Origin of the sequence: Pedobacter sp. ASV1-7 (genome assembly GCF_040203335.1) — a bacterium.
In the GTDB taxonomy this organism is placed as follows: Bacteria; Bacteroidota; Bacteroidia; order Sphingobacteriales; family Sphingobacteriaceae; genus Pedobacter.
In genome coordinates, this window is sequence record NZ_JBEHBV010000004.1 from 478,733 (window position 1) to 497,782 (window position 19,050).

Below are 19,050 nucleotides of genomic sequence, written 5' to 3' on the forward strand. Positions count from 1 at the left end.
AAACCTGAATTGAGATATAGTTTTAGGTTAGGTAAAAATATCTTTGATCAATCCTATAAGAACGCTTTTTACAAACTACTGTTTGTTTTAATATCTATAACAAGTTTAATGCTAATTCTTGAATGATTAATGTAAACTTAGTAAGTGGTATGAATAATTGAGTAAACGGTAAATTAGTGAGCCAAGGGCACTAATATCGATACATAAGTGCCGGATAATCCATTTTGTTTGATGTCTATTTGTATAGGATTAGGTTCGACCTGGTTTAATAAATTGATACGTTCTTTAGTCAGACTCATACCTTTACTGACATGGTGACTTTTTTTATTACTTAATGAATTATCTATTCCTATACCATTATCAATAATCTGGATAAGCAGGTGTTCTTTTCCTTGAAAATCAATATGGATATTTAAATGACCACCTTCTTCCTTAGGCATTAATCCATGCCATATTGCATTTTCAATATAAGGTTGAAGAATCATAGATGGTATCAAAGTTTCCTCTTTGTCAATTTCGGGATTTACACGAATTGTATATTTAAATTTTTCGCCAAATCTCTTTTTTTCCAGGCTAAGGTACAATTCCAGGTAATCAAGTTCTTCTTCAAGGCTGATAAAGCTCTTCGTACAGATTTCCAGATTTTTTCTGATCAGTTTAGCGAATCCAGTTAATATTTTGTTCGCTGAATTTGTATCTTTTGTGTTGATATAGTGTTGAATAGAATTCATTACATTAAAAACAAAATGAGGGTTCATCATTGCCTGTAATGCCCGTTGCTCCAGCATTAAGATCTTGTTTTTTAATAAGAGTTGTTGTTGTTCTTTGTTTTTCTGAATTCTTGTAATCACTACTGCAACTTTATAAAATATAAAGCCTGCAATGATGAAAATACCAGCCAGGAACCATAATGTTTGCCAGAAATGACTTTTTAAGGAGAAGTTTACAATGGTTGGGCTACTCCAGTTGTTACCAGCCGATTTTGCACTGATTTCAAAAGTGTAGTCGCCAGGTTCCAATGAAGAGAACTCCAGCCTGCGACTTTTGGTTTCCGTCCATATCGCATCAGGTTTTAAGCGGTAGCGATACATGATGCTTTTATTCTGGAAGTCAATAGCACTGTAGGTGAATGCAATATTGTTATGCGCTGGAGCAAGCGTATGCATTGCATAATTAAGTCCAAGTTTTTTCTTGTTGTTTACAATAGACGTGATTAAAACTCTAGGTGCTTCATGGGAGCTATCTCCTTTGTGATAGGAAAAATATACCATTCCATTGTTGGTTGCAAAATAGGCATATTGATTGTCAACATATAAACCATTTACATCATCTGCCAATAAAGCATTGGTATATTCAAATGATTCTATCATGTATTTTTTATCATTCAATGCAATTCTATTGATGCCACTATTGGTTACAATCCATAGATAGTTCCCTTTAACAAAGACTCTTTTACAAATATTATTTGCCAGACCATCTTTCTGAGTTATCAATCGGACTACTTTTTTATTTCTGAAGAAAGCAACTCCATAGCCATCAGTAGCAAGTACTATCGTTCCATCAGGAAGTTCTTGTATATCATTTATCCTTTTGGTTAGCAGAGCCTGATCTCCATAATAATTATAGAGTATGCCATTTGAGAGTTCTGACAAGCCATTTACATTTGAAAACCATAGGTTTTGCTTGCTGTCATGAAAAACGCTGTATGCTCTGTTACTGAAGAAATTTACACCTTGTCTGAAGTGGGCGGAAGTGAATTGGAAATGATTGGTTCTGTCGGGTAAAATAAATACACCAGATGAAAATGCCATTGCCAGTGTATTATTTTTAGGAATACTGAAACTTTTAATTACAAACATACTATTGTTTGTCTCTTTCAGGTAATCAATACTGCTTTTATTGTTTACATTATTTATCCGACCTAAACCATAATCAGAACTAAAATACATGGCTTGATGTGCAGTATCATAAACCATTTGCTTAATGGCATTGTATCTTTTTTTATCTGGCAATTGAATTCTACTGATTTTCATAGAAGACAGGTTCAGAATATTAATCTGACCATCCTCTAATCCCAGCCATAAATTATTGTTAGGGTCTTTAACCACACTTTTTACGATATCAGTATTTAAGCCATTATCTTTATTGATGAAGTATAAGCGGCGATCTTTTTGTGGCAGCATAAATATGCCACTGTTTGTGGTAAACCACATGTTGTTTTTTGAATCTTTGATAACCTGACTGGTTGAGATATTATCTAAGTAAGTTGTTGTTACTCCAGAATGTTCTATATGATGTACACCATTCCCATTACTAAGCCATAGGTCATCTTTATCAAGATCAAGATAGAAATATCCTGGATTATTAGTCAGTAATGCTGTGTCAATTTTTAGATGTAAGTATTGGCTTACGCCCTTTCTTATATTTAATCCTTTTTTATCTAAATATCCAAGGCTTTTATCTGGCAGGTTAAGTATTGTTTTATAGGAGAGCGGTAGGGTGCCATGAGAAGCCACTGTAAAGGTTTTGCCATTAAAAACGCGGATACATTGGTTGCTAAAAGCCCATATTGTTCCTGCTGTATCTTCGTGTATAAAGGTATTTGTGTATGGGTGAATGGCACTGGCTGATATGTACTTTATGATTGCTTTACCATCCCACATTACCAATATGTTTTTATTAGTGCCAAACCAGATTCTTCCCTTGCTGTCCTCGAAAAAGGATACAATAACGGCATTAACTTTTAATAGTTTTAACAGTTTATCGTTATTTTCATTGTATATCTTTCCATTGATAAAATAGCTTAGTTGTCCATTTAATGCTAAGAACCAGATTTTGCCACTTTTATCTTCTTTTAGCTGTAGAATTTGATTGTCAGGTAGTCCGTCATCGATAGAAAAATTTTCAAATAACTTTCCGTCAAACCTACTTACTCCTGCATCTGTTGCTACCCAAATATACCCTTTTGAATCTTGAATGGTATAATAACAGTTGTTACTTGGAAGTCCTTTTTTGGTAGTGAAATGTTGTAAAAAGGTAGTTTGTGAATACGCTGAAAAGCTACATGTCAGCAATATCAATACTGTAATTAAAAGCCTGGTTGTCCGATATGTATAGCTATTTGTCAATATTTGTATATGATTTGATTTTATCACTGAAATCTGCGGCACGTCTTCTCGATACGGCAATCTTTTCGCCATTCTTTAATATCACCTCTAAGCCATTTTTCGAATTATATTCTTTCACATAATTGAGGTTGACTATGCTTGATTTATGTATTCTTATAAACTGGTAATCAGGTAAAATTTCTTCATACTCTTTTAATACCTTAGAAACAGTGATTTTATCATTGTTCTGAAGATAGAAAACTGAGTAATTGCTGTCTGCAGCAATATGGATAATATCATCGACATTAACCAGACTGTATCCTTGTCCGTTTGGCAAGCTAATTTTCCTGATTTCATTTCTTTCAGAAAGATTTACTGCGAGATTTTGAAGGCTTTCATTTTGATAGTTGTCTTTTTTATTGACGTTAATGTATTTTTCTGCTTTATCAACCGCAACTTTTAGTTCATCAATATCAATGGGTTTTAATAAGTAATCAAGTGCATTTGCTTTAATTGCTTTTAGAGCATATTGATCATAAGCGGTTGTAAATATAACGTGTGCATTGTTTAATTGAGCATCTGGGATGAGTTCGAACCCATTTTCACCAGGCATGGCAATATCTAAAAATATTAGATCAATAGTATTATTGGCGAGAAGTGTACGGGCTTCGGTCACAGATTTCGCTATCCCGGAGATGTGTATACCCTCACAATTTTCCTGTAAAAGAAAGTATAATGAAGAACGGGCAAATTCTTCATCGTCGACAATAATAGTATTTAGCACATTTTTTTAATTTAATAAAGGTCAATTTATTAAAAAAAAGGTAAATCAAGGACTTTAGGTATTTAATAATCTATCACCTGTTCTTCCAAATGGTCTGGTAAATCGCGGTAATTGTACTGTTGCCCACGTAATTGTGGCTCGAAACCGGCTTCTCTGATCGCATCCTGTATACCCTTTGCAGTAAAACGGTGAGGTGCACCGGCAGCAGATACCACATTCTCTTCGATCATGATAGAGCCAAAATCATTTGCGCCTGCATGCAGACATAACTCGGCAATATTTTTACCTACAGTAAGCCATGATGCCTGTATATTTTTAATATTAGGGAGCATGATGCGACTTAAGGCCAGCATACGGATATATTCGTCACCTGAAACATTATTGCTAATTCCTCTTAAGCGTTTTAACAAAGTTCCATCATCCTGGAAAGGCCAAGGAATAAATGCCAGAAAGCCATTAGCATCAGCAGGCTTTTCACTCTGTACTTCTCTTATCCAGACAAGGTGTTCGAATCGTTCCTCGATAGTTTCCACATGACCAAACATCATTGTGGCAGAAGTCGTAATATGAAGCTGATGTGCAGCCCTCATTACATCCAGCCATTCCTGACCACCGCATTTGCCTTTAGAAATCAATCTGCGCACCCTATCGTTCAATATTTCAGCACCGGCACCTGGTAAGGAATCCATGCCGGCTTCTTTTAACTCAGTCAAGACTTCGGTATGAGAAAGGCCTTCTAATTTAGCTACGTGAGCAATTTCAGGTGGCCCCAATGCATGTAATTTAAGATCAGGATATAATTCTTTAAGCTTTTTAAACAAGTCTGCATAGAATTTCAATCCAAGATCAGGATGATGTCCTCCCTGCAAAAGCAACTGATCACCGCCAAGTCTAAAAGTTTCTTCAATTTTAACTTTATAAGTTTCAATATCTGTGATATAGCTTTCCTCATGCCCCGGTCTTCTAAAGAAATTACAGAACTTGCAATTAGCAATACATACATTTGTGGTGTTCACATTTCGGTCAATCTGCCAGGTAACCTTACCACTGGGAACTTGTTTTTTTCTCAGTTCATTAGCAACATAAGCAAGTTCAGCAGTTGAAGCATTATGATATAAAAACACCCCTTCTTCTTTTGTTAAAAAGTCAAAACGTAGGGCCCTTTGTAGTAATCCGGCAGTATTCATGCTACAAATATACCATAACTTGTTTTTATCAATATAATTTGTTTGTCTTAATTAAAGAGGAACTGAATTCCGCTGTCCATTATTCCTATATTTGGCGCAATTATTTTTTAAACATGGTAGATTTTAATCGTTTTACATTAGCCAACGGATTACGTGTACTTGTACACGAGGATGATACAACACCCATGGCGGTGTTAAATATATTGTATGATGTAGGAGCAAGAGATGAAGAAGAAGGCAGAACTGGTTTTGCACATTTATTTGAGCACCTGATGTTTGGTGGTTCCGTAAATATTCCAAGTTATGATGAGCCATTGCAAAGAGTAGGGGGCGAGAACAATGCTTTTACCAGTAATGACATTACCAATTACTATATTACTTTGCCAGCAGTAAATCTGGAAACCGCATTCTGGTTAGAAAGTGATCGTATGCTGAGCCTTGCTTTTTCTGAAAAAAGTCTTGAAACACAACGTAACGTGGTATGTGAAGAGTTTAAACAACGTTACCTGAACCAGCCTTATGGCGATGTATGGTTAAAGTTACGACCACTTGCTTATACTACACATCCCTATCGATGGGCGACAATCGGACAAGATCTGAAACAGATAGAAGATGCTAAAATGGAAGATGTAAAAGCATTTTTTCAAAAGCATTATAATCCTCAGAATGCGATTATGGTAGTAGGAGGGAATGTTAAAACAGCTGATGTAAAAGTGCTGGCAGAGAAGTGGTTTGAACCAATTCCTGCAGGGGAAAAATACCTGAGAAACCTGCCTCTGGAACCGAAGCAAACAGAAGAACGCAGAGAAGTAGTTAGTGCCGATGTTCCTTTAAATGCACTTTATATGGCTTTTAAAATGCCAGCAAGAATGGATGCTGAATATCAGGCTTATGATCTCATGTCGGATGTGTTGTCGCAGGGACAGTCTTCCAGATTATATAATAGCTTATTGAAAGAACAACAACTATTTAGTGATATTCATGCATATATCACAAGCAGTATAGATGAAGGATTGTTTGTTGTGGAGGGTAAACTGGTTGAAGGTATTAGTCTGGAACAAGCGGAGGCTGCTATTTGGGGTGAATTAAATAAACTTATTCAGGAACCAGTTACTGATGAAGAAATCACAAAAGTGAAAAATAAATCAGAATCTATAATGGTTTTTGCGGAGATGAGCTTACTGGATAAAGCGATGAACCTTGCACATTATGAGTTGTTGGGTGATGCTGCGGGATTAAATTCAGAGATTGATAAATATCTTTCAGTAACGCCTGAACGCATACAACAAGCTGCGAAGAATATATTTACTAAAGAACAATGTTCAGTTTTACAATATTTAACTACACAAAATGCTTAACCGTACACTAGCCCCTGAATCAAAATTGGTTGATGAAATTAGTTTCATTGAACCTTTAAAACAAGTGCTGGATAATGGTATACCAGTTTTTACCATAAATGCAGGTAAACAGGAACTTGTTCGTATAGAATTTATATTTGAAAATGTAAATTGGGATGCTTCGAAGCCTTTGGATGCTATTGCAACGAGTCATTTGATTAATAATGGTACCAGCACTCTTAGTGCTAAAGAAATTGCTGATAAAGTTGATTATTACGGTGCTTTTTTACAAACTGAATATGGTGCAGATCAGACCTGTATTAAGTTATATACTTTAAATAAGCATTTACAATCTGTATTACCTATTCTGCGTTCTATTTTAAATGACAGTATTTTTCCGGAACAGGAACTGGCTATTTTTATACAAAATCAAAAACAATCACTACAGGTAAATTTGCAGAAAAATGATTTTCTTGCCAGAAAGCATTTTGCAAATGCACTTTTTGGTGAAACTCCATATGGTTCTAACATACAGCCATCCAACTATGATGCGCTAAAAAGAGCAGATTTGCTTGACTATTTTAAAGCAGGTTATACCTCTCAGAATTGCACCATCTTTGTTGCTGGAAAGTTTGAAAGTACGGAATTTAATATCCTTAACAGTGTTTTTGGAAAGAAATGGGATAATAATGAAAATGCTACGCCCAATAAATATGAGTTTTTAGCAGATCATAAAGGCGAGGTTTTAGTAGAACGTCCTGAGGCTATTCAGTCGGCCATAAGGATGGGCAGAATGGCCATTACAAGAAATCATCCGGATTTTCCCGGCTTTCAAGTCTTAAATTGTCTTTTAGGAGGTTACTTTGGTTCCAGACTAATGGCCAATATTCGTGAAGATAAGGGCTACACATATGGTATTGGTTCAGCTGTAGCTTCTTTAAAAGATGCAGGCTATTTCTTTATCGCTACAGAAGTGGGAGCAGAGGTCTGTAATAATGCACTAGTTGAGATTGAAAAAGAGATCAGTATCCTTAAAAAGGAACTGGTAGCTGAAGAAGAACTGGCATTGGTAAGGAATTATATGCTGGGTTCCATGTTGGGTAGCCTTGAAAATGCTTTTTCACACGCAGATAAATTTAAAAATGTTTATTTCTCTGGATTGGATTATGGTTATTACGAAAATTATATAAAAACAGTAAAAACCATAACAGCAGAAGATTTAAAAGCTCTGGCTAATAAATACCTGGATACAAACAGCTTTACTAAAGTTGTTGTAGGGAAGAAATAAATAATAATGTAAAAGTATCCTGACTATTCTATTTTAGTCAGGGTACTTTATTATTGCTTTACTCTCAATAGGCTGACAACACCATCCATTGTAGCAACCAAAATCTCATTTTTACTAATTACATTGACAGTGTTTACCATTGAGTTGTCGATTTTATGAGCCCAGAGTGTTTTTGGTGCAGCAGGATCAAAGGCATAAACAACACCATTTCTTGTTCCGAAGAATACCTGATTATCTTTAGCAACGAGCATTGAAGGAACATGTTCATAACCAAAGCCCATATTTAATCTCCAGGCAATTCCAGGATCGGTCGCCTGTGTCTTATAGGCTACTATATCGTTATTCATTGTTTTTCCAAAGATCATATTTCCATCTTCTGATATACCAATAGACTCTCTTACTGTTGCCTCTTTATTTCTCCAAAGTGACGTTCCCTTATTTGCATCAATTGCATTGAGAACTCTATCAGGAGCTGCTACATAAATTATACCGTTGTGGGCAACGGGAGTACACATTGTTGGTGAAAACATGCGGTTTGGATGACCATTGTTCCATTTCCATAAAAGCTGACCATTGGTTTGGCTTAATGCATATAAGTGCCTGCCCCAGGAACCAAAAATAACTTTTCCTTCATACAATAATGGTTTGCCTACAATTGAACCGGCAACGTCATTAAATGTCCATAATTGTCTTCCTGTATTTAAATCAAGTGCTCTGAAATTATTGTCACTTCCACCAATGTAAACCACATTATTTGCAATTATAGGACTACCAAGTACTGATGCTCTTGTTTTGAATTTCCATATTTGTTTACCTGTCTGGATTTGCAACGCGTAAATATGGCCATCGCCTGAGCCAATAATGATGGTATTCTCTGTTATTGCAGGTGATGAATAAATAGCACCTTTAGTTTTAAAAGTCCATTTTTTGTTGCCATTGTTGATATCTAAAGCTTCCACTTCACCTATACTATTTCCAAATATGACCAGTTTGCCATCTGTAGCAGGAGTGAGTACCACATTTGCCGGAGCATGATAAGTCCACGCTTTGCTGACTTGTGGGTATGTAGAGTTAATTTGATAAGATGGTCTTTCAGCTTTTGTACTGGTCGCTTTAAAAGGTCCAAGAGGAATTCTTCTCCATGGTTGTTCTATATTAAGCCCTGGTTTCTTCACTGCAAAGAAGACAGAGTCGGCCCGCATTGTTACGATATTATACCCCCCTAAAGTATCTTTTGCTCTCAAATTTGAGCGGCCCATTGTACCTGGTATACCTTCAAAATCAAGTGCCTGGTTGGCGTGGCCATGGCCACAAATTGCATATTGAATATTATATTTCTTTATTCTGTCTGTTGCTTCATACCAATTGTCTAAACTATTGTCAATAGGGTAGTGGTTAATAAATACGACCGGCATATCAGCAGGTGTTTTTTTAAGAATTTTATCCAGCCACACAACGGCGTCACGGGGAATATGTCCATCAGACATCCTGACATATGGTCCCGATGCACATGCAATGAAGCGGTATCCATTGTGATCAAAAGTGAATTTATCATCTCCAAAAGCTTTAATGAAATCTACGCCACCTGATTCAGACCATCCAGTGTCATGATTGCCGGGAATTACATAATAAGGTTTCTTTAATCCATTTAATATAGAATTCGCGAGTTTAATCTCCAGCTTGGTTCCCATTTCAGTTACATCACCAGTAACCACTATAAAATCAAGGTCAGGCTGATTATTGATGTCCTTAACTGTTCTACGTAAATCTTCCTCACCAGTTGCCGTGCCTACATGAGTGTCGGTAACAAAAGCATACTTAAAGTTCTGAGCATCTGCGCAAATGAAAGAGCATGTTAGGGCGAAAATGAAAAATATATACTTCATATTGGTTATGATTTGTTCGGGTCAATTTACACCTTTTTTATTTCAACAGTTCCAATGCTTTTTCAAGATATTCATCCCGACCTTCTTTAATTGCTTTTTGAGTCTCTGTAATGAAAATATCTGGTTGGATGCCAATGCCCTGAAGTTGACTTCCATCCTGTTGTTTTACTTTCATTCCGGTAAAGGATATTGAAATACCACCTGGTATAGAAAATCTATTTACATTTCCATTAGCTCCTGCAGTCGGTTGTCCAACAATTGTAGCTAGCTTGTATTGTTTTATAAAGCTCATGTAACTTTCAGCATAACTGATCGCACCACCCCCGGTCAGGAATATAATTTTAGCAGAAATATGAGGTGTTGAAGGTTTTAAGTTCCAACCGATTCCTTCATAACTTACTTTTTCAAAATCGGGGTAGGTGATCTTTGGTATAAACATCCATTTGTTATTATCGTTTTCAGTTAAAAAGTAATTGATCAATTCATGATTGTTGGTTGGATAGCCACGTAAATCACATACAATACCTTTTGCCTTTACCAATTCAGGTAGGATCTTTTTTATTTCATCCATTTTAGTTGTACTGATGTTGATGAAATAAACCCCACTGTCCAGCTTTTTAATTGTAGTTTTTTTACCAGGTATTCTATAGCTTTTTCTAGGTAATTTTAGTGTTTGTGTATTGTTGTTTCTTTTAATATCCAGAAGCAATTCAGAGTCTTTTGTTCCACTAAATAGTTCTGACAGCGCCCTTGCTGTTTTCCATTGATCTGATCCGGAGATTTGTTTTTTCAATGAATCTAGTTTTTCGAGTGCAGGTTTTCCATTAATACTAATTATTTCGTCACCAGGTAATAAAGGAAGTTTGATCTGATCTGGTATGGAGTCTACTTCACGGATAATCAGTTTGCCTTCAACCAGAGCCGGACCAGCAGTTATATTGTAAAAATCATTAGCTGATGGATTGCTTACTCTAATATGCCCGTCTTTTAGTTTTTCTGTTAAACTTCTGAGTACACTTACATAATCTGTTGTGGTTTTATTACTGTATACTGCGTTTAAAGCAAGAGGTAATTGTTTAGACCAGTCAGTCTTTACTTCTTCATGATAGGGATAAAAATGTTTAAAAGCATTCCATGTTATCGTAATTCCACTCAAACGAGTGTATAAATCCTTTGCAGACATTGCTTGAGGAATAGCATTTTTTATGTTAGCCATTAAGTCGTTTAGCTGAACCGGATTAGTTGCAGGGTAGGTGGTCGCGTCATTTGCTATAAGGACTAATGGTACAATACAAGTCAGACCATTTCCTATATCTTTTATAAAATACTCTCCAAATTTAGGTTTGTTATCAAAAATTTGTTTTTCTGTTTTTGTCGTTGATCCCTCTTGTATGAGTAAGGAGTTATCTCCGTTTGTAGCATCTCCAGAGACAATTTCATATTGATATCCTGGAGCATTAGCAATCCAATCTTTAGGTGATTTCCCATCATAATCTTCGAAAGATGCATTTTTAATGGGGATTTGGATCCATTTTCTATTATTTTCAACTTCTAGACTAAAGTTGTCAATCCATACTTTTCCTGAACCAGCTAAGAAAGTTCCAAATACAATAGATGCAGCATCATTATCTACATTTCCTATAATTTCATAAGTTTCCCAATTTTCATTTTTAACAGGTCTGCTATCCATATTTTCAAAAAAGCCCATTGTCTTATTTTCTTTATCTACCCGGATCCACATCTGGCCTTTACCTCCATCAGCTACTTTTATCGATGACCTTAAACGAATTTTCATCCCCCTGTAAGGCTTTGCATCTATGTGGTTAATTGCATTGCCATAACCTCTTGATTTATCATTAACTATGGTATATGGTCGGTTGGTTCTTATGCTTTTATAAAGGATATTAGCTACGCCCATTCCATAATGCTGCCAGGTTACCGTATCAGGCATAGCCAATGAAAGAGCCGGAGTAATCGATTTAATGTTAAAGTTGTTAGCTTTTAAACCTGGTTTAATAAGAACCGATGGTGCTATTGGCATGAATAGACTATTGAGTTTTTGATTTAAGATTGCCGGATTTGGTGCATTTTCTACAGTTTTGATTCCATAGTAAACGAATTCCTCCCAGTTGATTTTTGAAGCTTCATCAGAGGGATGGAAGTACCTTATATAACCATATAAATTAGCGAAGCTAATTATGTTTTGAATTTTTTGCTGATGGCTAACATTTTGGGCTGACAAGTTTAAATGAAAAAAAAATATTAGAATAATAGAGAGACAGTTTTTCATAGTTTATGATCTTTGATATAAATTTAACAAATAAAAGCCTTGATTTCCTGTATATAACAGTTTTTAGTATTGTCTTTTGAAAATCAATCTGATTGTAATCTTTTTGTATGGGTAGTGTTAATTCTTAGCTTCTATTGCACAGTATCAAGAATAATCGTATTTTTGCCCGGCAAATAGTAACTCTTAAATTATTTGCTATGCAACTCGATCCCAATAAATTTATAGCTGAAGGACTAACTTACGATGACGTATTATTAGTACCTGCATATTCTGAAGTTTTACCACGTGATGTGGATACCGGAAGTTTTTTAACAAAGAAAATACGTCTTAATGTTCCAATAGTTTCTGCTGCTATGGATACTGTTACTGAGTCTAGCCTGGCCATTGCCATCGCTCAGGCTGGAGGTATTGGTATGCTACATAAAAATATGAGCATTGAACGTCAGGCCAATGAGGTAAGGAAAGTGAAACGCTCAGAAAGTGGAATGATTCAGGATCCTGTTACGCTGAATGCCAATGCAAAGGTTGCTGATGCTTTTCATATTATGAAAGAGTATAAGATTGGTGGTATTCCTGTTGTTGATGCTGAAAACAAACTTGTGGGTATCATTACCAATAGGGATTTGCGTTTCCAGAAAGATATGGAACGTCCGATATCAGAGGTAATGACACGTGAAAATCTAATTACTGCTGCTGAAGGAACTACTTTATTGCAAGCTGAAGAAATTTTGCAGAATTATAAAATTGAAAAACTTCCTGTAGTAGATAAAGCAGGCCGTTTGGCCGGATTGATTACTTTCAAGGATATCCAGAAATTTAAAAATTACCCTCAAGCCTGTAAAGACGAACAAGGTCGTTTACGTGTTGGCGCAGCTGTAGGGGTTGCTGCTGATAATATCGATCGTGTAGCAGCTTTGGTACAAGCTGGTGTTGATGTGGTAACTGTTGATACGGCCCATGGCCATTCAAAAGGTGTAATAGATATGGTGAAAGCCATTAAAGAAAGATGGCCAGATTTGCAGGTGATTGCTGGTAATATAGCGACGGCTGATGCTGCACGTGCTTTAGCTGCTGCTGGTGCTGATGCCGTAAAAGTTGGTATCGGACCGGGCTCCATCTGTACAACCAGAATCATTGCCGGAGTAGGAGTACCACAATTGTATGCTGTGTTCGAATGTGCTCAGGCACTTATAGGAACTGGAATCCCAGTTATTGCTGATGGTGGTATTAAACAAACCGGTGATATTGTGAAAGCAATAGCTGCTGGTGCTAATGCTATTATGGCTGGGTCCTTATTCGCAGGAGTAGAGGAATCACCGGGTGAAACGATTATTTATGAAGGTCGTAAATTTAAATCTTACCGTGGTATGGGCTCAGTAGAGGCTATGGCACAAGGTTCTAAAGATCGCTATTTCCAGGATGAAACAGATGTGGTAACTAAATTGGTTCCTGAAGGTATTGTAGGACGTGTGCCTTACAAAGGAACATTGGCTGAAGTTATTTATCAATATGTAGGTGGATTAAGGGCAGGAATGCACTATTGTGGAGCATCAACAATTGATGATCTGCAGAAAGCTAAATTTGTTCGCATTACTGCTGCTGGGATGAGAGAAAGTCATCCACATGATATTTCAATTACTAAAGAAGCACCAAATTATTCCAGGTAATATTCTTTAAGTATAAAAAAAAGGCTGCATGTGCAGCCTTTTTTTATACCTGATCTTTTATAGAAACTCGTTTGGAATCAACTCCCATGTCCAGGGTTTTTTAAAGCTGTTAAACGTTCTTAATGTTTTAATATTTAATGGCTGCTCGAAGGTTTCGCTTGCAAGTGTTCCGTTATTAATGACACTGCTTATTATCTTTTTCTTGTTGTTTACGAAATCATACTGTTTATCATTCGTCTCACCAGATTCTTGTTGGTAGGCATAGTTGTTTGCCGTAGTGAGTTGCCATTCTTTATCCTGATATTTAAAGCTGTAATTAAGTTTCCAGCGCCAATGTCCACCTCCTTCAAATGATAAAGTAAGTTTATTGTCTGCAATGCTCATAGGTCGTATCGGATCACCCATTTCACCTCCTTCTTCAGCTCTTAACATGAAATTATTATTTTGAACAGAAATACGATATGAGCCCTTGGCTGACCTTCTGAAATATATAGCTAGTATTCTTGGTTTTTGTATTTCAGTAATAATTTCAGTGTTGTTATCGCCATAAGCTCTATTTTCTTTGACAGGTCTGTAAAATTCAAAAACAAGTGCCATGTCTTTGATGCTGTCGTTATTTAAATCTCCAGAAATGCTATCAATGATCTTCCAATTTTGAGGAAGAATTAAATCTGCTGATTTACCATACTCAGGTAAAACAGGAAATACAAATGGTTGAGCGAATAAGGCTGTATGAAATAGCAAAAAAAATAGAGTCAGTTTAATCGTCATAATAGCTTATTAACGATAATTATGCGTAAATAGTGCCAGTCGGAACTACTTGTGGTAGTTTAAAACTAAAAGATATCTGAGTGCCATCAATCTTTACTTCAAGTTTGCTACCATTACTTTTAATGTATTCACGACATAAATGGAGTCCTAGTCCTATTCCCTTTTCATGTGAAGTTCCAGAAGAAACTTCAAAGGCATCTTGATTGGTGATGCTATCCAGATGAATTTCATTCTTGTTTAAAACGGAATTGCTTACAGTAATCTTAAGTTGATCTTTTATAGACACAACTTTGATATCTATACTATAAGACGATGGGGTAAACTTAATAGCGTTATCTATTAGATTACGTAAAACCAGTTGGATTTGGTTTTCATCAGCATATACGATATGTTGATCACTAATTTGCAGGTTAATAGAAATACCTTTCGACTGAGTTAAAGGAGCATAAACCAGATTTAAGTCTTCAATGAGTGCTTTTAAATTAAATTTGGATGGTAGGGTTTTGATCCCATCCATCTGGTTTACGGCCCAATAAAGCAGGTTGTTGAGTGTATTATGTATTGTGTCAATGTTTTTCTTGTTCTCATTTAATAACATTTTTAGCTCTTCTAATGAAAGTAAGTTCATATCTTTTAATGAAAAGATACTCATTAGACTATTAAAGGGGCTACGTAAGTCATGTGCTATAATTGAAAACAGTTTGTTTTTTACTGCATTTGAAGATTCAAGTTGTAAAATGGTATCTGTCAGCTTTATTGTTCTTTCTTCTACCAAATTTTCCAGACGTTGGTTTTGTGTCTGTATGAGTTTAAGGTTTTCATCCCTCATTTTCTGTTCATTAGTCATGATAATACGATACCGATCTCCTAATGCAAAAGCCAATAATAGAAGTTCTATTGTTGAACCCAAGGGTACAAATTCGAAAGTGAAATCATAAAAAGGGAGAATATTAGCAAGGCTTAAGACCAATGCCATAATGGTTATTGCGATAAATGACCAGGCTAAGATGTAATATTTAGCCTGCTTGTGCCCGTGTCTATAAGCGACCAATCCTACGCACCATAAAGTTATAGCTGATACCATAGTGATAATTTGAGCTAGATTTGATGAGATGCTTTTAAAGCCCAAAGCACTTGTTGAAAATAAAACTAAAGCACATATCATGAGGGTGTTGTAAACTTTAATCCATATTTGTGGAAGGCTTTTTAGATTTAAGAGTTTTCGGGAAAAGCAGATGGATGCAACAATGGCCAGACTTAGGAAAATATGCGGATGTTGGTTCAGTATTATTCTAAAATCAGAGCCAAGTAAATAGCCATAACCTCTTAAATAGGTTATTACATATGTACCCAGGAAAAATACATATAGACTATAATAAAAATAGGTTCTATCCTTTATGCTGAAGTATAGGAAAATATTGAAAATAAATAATGTTAATAAAATACCTATGTAGATTACTTCGAAGCTGTTTTTTATAAATTTTCTTTCAATCAGGTTTTCTGAGGTTACCAGTTTGATAGGGACAATAAGTATATTATTGGTTTTTAATCTAAGCCAGACAGTAGTTTTGATATTGTTGTTTTGTTGTACAGGAAGATTAAAAATATAATTGTTAGAGATGGTTACTCCTTGGGATGGAGGTAAAAGAGCACCTGCTCTGCGGTGTATAAGACCTTGATTTGAGCTGACATACAAATCAATATATTCAATATTAGGAACATCCAACATTAAATAGTTTTTTTCTGTGGCTTTTCCTCTATAATCAACTCTAATCCAGAACGCAGATTTGGTATTTCTTAGGTTAAGGATGTTTGTTTCTCCCTTTTTGAATTTTCCATTTTCTGATAAAGCTTTGATCTCGGTTAGAGTGAGGTTTGCTTTTTTATCTTCATAATAAGTTATTTGCTTTCCGAGGTTAGACAAAGCCAGGTTGCTATCCAGATTAATAACCTGAGCTGTTGCATAATTGCTCAACTTTGCGATAATTATGATTAGGATGATCAGAAAACGCATACAATTCAATAAGGGATACATCTAATATAAACAATTACCATAGGAATTAATGATAATATTTGTTTATATCAGATGATTTTTGGTGTTGGAATATTTAGAATATAAAGCTTTACATTGTTTTTAGCTTTATGTTAACCATGATTTTAAAGGAAATTCAATCTGATCAACTGAACTTACTATAAGATCTGGTTTAAAAGCATAATTAGTAAGATCTTCTTTTTTTGCAATACCAGATAATACTAATATCGTTTTGTAGCCCATTTGTACACCACCCTGTATATCAGTTTCCATAGTGTCACCAATTACTGTTGTTTCAGCAGTCTCCAGTCCAAGGTATTTGCGGGCTGATCTCATCATAACTGGGCTGGGTTTGCCAATTACAAAAGCTTTTCGACCAGTAGCTTCTTCAATCATGGCTGTTGTTGCGGCAATACCAAGATTGTTCCATCCTGGTTTTTTAGGAGATGGGTCGCGGTTGGTAGTGATAAATTTAGCACCTGCAAGGATCATATCAACGGCACGTTGGACCATTTCCAAAGTGAAATTTCGTCCTTCACCTAATACTACATATTCAGGATCGGAATTAACCAAGTTTATGCCGTTCTCATGAAGACTGGTTAACAGACCTCCTTCACCCAGAACGTATGCTGTCCCATGTTTGCCTTGGTCACCAAGAAATTTACCTGTTGCCATCGCGCTTGTGTAAATATGATCCTCAGTAACGACAATCCCCAATTGTTTTAGTTTACGTACTGCATCGAGCCTGGTGCGTTGACTATTATTGGTCATGAAAGTAAAAGGGATATTGTTTTTAAGTAAGCCGGCAATAAATTTATCTGCGCCTTCAATTAAATTTTCTCCGCTATAGATAACACCATCCATATCGATTAAAAGTCCGTGTTTCATTGTTTTATGTCTTATTGGTTCTTGCTAAAATTTGCCAGTTTAGGGCAAACAAATATAGCTTTCTGAAAGGAGATAAATGTGGAGAAAGGCTATTAAAAAAAACACCCAGAAAAACTAAAAGTCTTCCTGGGTGCACTTGGGACCAATATGTAATTATTGAAATTAGGCAGCAAATATTCAATGATTTGAAGCTTAAATACCTGCTTAACCAAGCGCTGCAAACGTACAGAAAAAAAAGAATAAATCCTATAAGGTGAAAAAATATTAGATAATAGTATATTTAGATATTTAACTTACAGATTTATGCCACATATTGTCATCATTTCATCTAGTATAAGGAGAGGAAGAGTAAGTCATAGAACTGCATTGTACTTTCGAAACTTCATAGAAAAAAATAATTCTGGGTCAGTCGAAATCCTTGATTTGTCAGAATATAATTTCCCTCTTTTTGAAGAGCGATTACGATTTACTGAGAATCCGACGGATAAGGTGCTTGATTTTGCAGCGAAGGTAAAGGCTGCGGATGGGATTATTATAGTTACGCCTGAATATAACGGAGGATATCCTGCAAGTTTGAAAAATGTTGTTGACTTACTTTATGATGAGTGGCGTAGAAAACCTATTGCCATAGCCAGCAATTCGGGTGGTCCATTTGGTGCAGCTCAGGTCTTAACTTCATTACAGTTTTCTTTATGGAAAATAGGAGCCTGGACAGTCCCGGCAATATTTCAGGTTGCTAAAGTGCAGGATACATTTGATGAAAATGGTGAGCCATCTGACAAGATTGGAACAGATAAACGTGCCGCAGTTTTTATAAATGAGTTATTGTGGTGCATTGAAGCAAAAAAGAGGATGGATTAATAATGCGGGTATATTATTAATTCATCCTCTTTAATTTTAGCTCTTTATTATGCGTGATTTTCGATTGATACGTTATAAAGTTCGTACCAGTCCTGATGGTCCAGTTCTATTTTAAATGCATCAGCAGCGTTTCTGATTCTTTGTTCATTGGTGGTACCAATTAAAGGTAATGCACCTAATTTTACAAGCCATGCTACAGCAAGTGATTCAATGTTAGCGTTGTATTTAATACTTAGTTCCTCAAGCTTTTCTCGGACTTTTATAGCTTGCAGATCTGTTCCTCCTTCAATTCTGCCCTCAGCAAGAGGTGCGTAGGCTAAAGGACGCATATAACGTTGTTTGATATAATCAATTTGCCCATTATCCAGCGCTTGTGTACTCAATAGGTTTAGTTCAATATGATTGGTTACAATTGGCTTGGTTAAATATGAAGCTAGAAGCTGATGCTGAAATACAGAGAAATTAGCTACTCCTATACTTTTGATCTTTCCAGAATCTTTTAGTTTTTCTAAAGCTAAAGCTGTTTCTTCAAGGTTAGAAATCGGGTCCAGCTTATCTAAGAGAAAAATATCTAAATAATCGGTACCTAGTTTTTTTAATGAAGATTCAACACTTTTTGTAATGTGTGTTGCAGAGGTGTCGTAATGTTTAACTCTGATTTCAGGATTAAGGGCATGTGGTGTTCTTAATCCACACTTGCTGAATAGAATAATATCCTGGCGTTTAATTTCACCTTGCTTCAATAAATCACCAAATAATTCTTCACATTTATAATTGCCATAGCTATCTCCATGTTCAAAAGTATTAATCCCTAATTCAAGGCATAACTGCACTGTTTTCTTTAAAACTCCAGCAGCATCTTTTACTCCATCCCATCTGTAGAAACCGTAAACTGCAGGAGAAACTTTAGGTCCTGCATCACCCATGTATATTTTTTGCATATTCTTATCTA

At 35.8% G+C, this 19,050-nt stretch carries 13 protein-coding genes; 4 read left to right on the plus strand and 9 right to left on the minus strand.

Going from position 1 to position 19,050, the window contains the following annotated elements:
• Positions 1-173: 173 nt before the first annotated feature.
• From ABDJ41_RS12500 to mqnC, 3 genes are all read right to left on the minus strand, one after another.
• Positions 174-3,200, minus strand: coding sequence for a ligand-binding sensor domain-containing protein (locus tag ABDJ41_RS12500; RefSeq protein WP_349786352.1), 3,027 nt, complete (start codon positions 3,198-3,200; stop codon positions 174-176).
• On the minus strand, positions 3,118-3,891 hold the full coding sequence (locus ABDJ41_RS12505) for a LytR/AlgR family response regulator transcription factor (protein ID WP_349786353.1): 774 nt from the start codon (positions 3,889-3,891) through the stop codon (positions 3,118-3,120). Before ABDJ41_RS12505 ends, ABDJ41_RS12500 begins: the two co-directional genes overlap by 83 nt.
• Before the next feature lie 62 nt (positions 3,892-3,953).
• A complete protein-coding gene (gene mqnC, locus ABDJ41_RS12510) occupies positions 3,954-5,078 on the minus strand; it encodes a cyclic dehypoxanthinyl futalosine synthase (protein WP_349786354.1) in 1,125 nt (374 codons plus the stop codon).
• Between the two features lie 113 nt (positions 5,079-5,191).
• On the opposite strand from mqnC, the gene ABDJ41_RS12515 reads away from it, so the two are divergent.
• Positions 5,192-6,436, plus strand: coding sequence for a M16 family metallopeptidase (locus ABDJ41_RS12515; protein ID WP_349786355.1), 1,245 nt, complete (start codon positions 5,192-5,194; stop codon positions 6,434-6,436).
• Positions 6,429-7,703, plus strand: coding sequence for a M16 family metallopeptidase (locus tag ABDJ41_RS12520; RefSeq protein ID WP_349786356.1), 1,275 nt, complete (start codon positions 6,429-6,431; stop codon positions 7,701-7,703). Before ABDJ41_RS12515 ends, ABDJ41_RS12520 begins: the two co-directional genes overlap by 8 nt.
• 50 nt (positions 7,704-7,753) lie before the next feature.
• Here the strand turns inward: ABDJ41_RS12520 and ABDJ41_RS12525 are convergent, their stop codons facing one another.
• Both ABDJ41_RS12525 and ABDJ41_RS12530 read right to left on the minus strand, forming a co-directional pair.
• The gene (locus tag ABDJ41_RS12525) at positions 7,754-9,589 is read right to left on the minus strand and encodes an outer membrane protein assembly factor BamB family protein (RefSeq protein ID WP_349786357.1); all 1,836 of its coding nucleotides are present in this window, start codon (positions 9,587-9,589) and stop codon (positions 7,754-7,756) included.
• A gap of 37 nt (positions 9,590-9,626) precedes the next feature.
• Positions 9,627-11,831 carry a S41 family peptidase gene (locus ABDJ41_RS12530; protein ID WP_349786358.1) on the minus strand — a complete coding sequence of 735 codons (2,205 nt, stop codon included), beginning with the start codon at positions 11,829-11,831 and terminating at the stop codon, positions 9,627-9,629.
• A gap of 245 nt (positions 11,832-12,076) precedes the next feature.
• On the opposite strand from ABDJ41_RS12530, the gene guaB reads away from it, so the two are divergent.
• Positions 12,077-13,546, plus strand: a complete 1,470-nt coding sequence (guaB, locus tag ABDJ41_RS12535) for an IMP dehydrogenase (RefSeq protein ID WP_349786359.1) — start codon at positions 12,077-12,079, stop codon at positions 13,544-13,546.
• Between the two features lie 57 nt (positions 13,547-13,603).
• Here the strand turns inward: guaB and ABDJ41_RS12540 are convergent, their stop codons facing one another.
• From ABDJ41_RS12540 to ABDJ41_RS12550, 3 genes are all read right to left on the minus strand, one after another.
• Positions 13,604-14,317: a hypothetical protein gene (locus tag ABDJ41_RS12540; RefSeq protein WP_349786360.1), complete on the minus strand. Its 714-nt coding sequence runs from the start codon at positions 14,315-14,317 to the stop codon at positions 13,604-13,606.
• Positions 14,318-14,336: 19 nt separating this feature from the next.
• Complete coding sequence (locus ABDJ41_RS12545; protein WP_349786361.1) at positions 14,337-16,331, minus strand: sensor histidine kinase; 1,995 nt, start codon at positions 16,329-16,331, stop codon at positions 14,337-14,339.
• Between the two features lie 126 nt (positions 16,332-16,457).
• Positions 16,458-17,237 carry an HAD-IIA family hydrolase gene (locus tag ABDJ41_RS12550; RefSeq protein ID WP_349786362.1) on the minus strand — a complete coding sequence of 260 codons (780 nt, stop codon included), beginning with the start codon at positions 17,235-17,237 and terminating at the stop codon, positions 16,458-16,460.
• Positions 17,238-17,540: 303 nt separating this feature from the next.
• Between ABDJ41_RS12550 and ABDJ41_RS12555 the strand changes: the two genes are divergently transcribed.
• Complete coding sequence (locus tag ABDJ41_RS12555; protein WP_349786363.1) at positions 17,541-18,098, plus strand: NADPH-dependent FMN reductase; 558 nt, start codon at positions 17,541-17,543, stop codon at positions 18,096-18,098.
• Between the two features lie 47 nt (positions 18,099-18,145).
• Here the strand turns inward: ABDJ41_RS12555 and ABDJ41_RS12560 are convergent, their stop codons facing one another.
• Positions 18,146-19,039 (minus strand): aldo/keto reductase, encoded by an 894-nt coding sequence (locus ABDJ41_RS12560; protein ID WP_349786364.1) that lies wholly within the window; start codon positions 19,037-19,039, stop codon positions 18,146-18,148.
• Positions 19,040-19,050 lie beyond the last annotated feature (11 nt).

Bases quoted from the DNA above. Each gene is read 5' to 3' on its own strand.
- ABDJ41_RS12500 (WP_349786352.1), bottom strand. From the start codon at position 3,200: ATGGCGAAAAGATTGCCGTATCGAGAAGACGTGCCGCAGATTTCAGTG.
- mqnC (WP_349786354.1), bottom strand. From the start codon at position 5,078: ATGAATACTGCCGGATTACTACAAAGGGCCCTACGTTTTGACTTTTTA.
- ABDJ41_RS12515 (WP_349786355.1), top strand. From the start codon at position 5,192: ATGGTAGATTTTAATCGTTTTACATTAGCCAACGGATTACGTGTACTT.
- ABDJ41_RS12520 (WP_349786356.1), top strand. From the start codon at position 6,429: ATGCTTAACCGTACACTAGCCCCTGAATCAAAATTGGTTGATGAAATT.
- ABDJ41_RS12525 (WP_349786357.1), bottom strand. From the start codon at position 9,589: ATGAAGTATATATTTTTCATTTTCGCCCTAACATGCTCTTTCATTTGC.
- guaB (WP_349786359.1), top strand. From the start codon at position 12,077: ATGCAACTCGATCCCAATAAATTTATAGCTGAAGGACTAACTTACGAT.
- ABDJ41_RS12540 (WP_349786360.1), bottom strand. From the start codon at position 14,317: ATGACGATTAAACTGACTCTATTTTTTTTGCTATTTCATACAGCCTTA.
- ABDJ41_RS12545 (WP_349786361.1), bottom strand. From the start codon at position 16,331: ATGCGTTTTCTGATCATCCTAATCATAATTATCGCAAAGTTGAGCAAT.
- ABDJ41_RS12550 (WP_349786362.1), bottom strand. From the start codon at position 17,237: ATGAAACACGGACTTTTAATCGATATGGATGGTGTTATCTATAGCGGA.
- ABDJ41_RS12555 (WP_349786363.1), top strand. From the start codon at position 17,541: ATGCCACATATTGTCATCATTTCATCTAGTATAAGGAGAGGAAGAGTA.
- ABDJ41_RS12560 (WP_349786364.1), bottom strand. From the start codon at position 19,039: ATGCAAAAAATATACATGGGTGATGCAGGACCTAAAGTTTCTCCTGCA.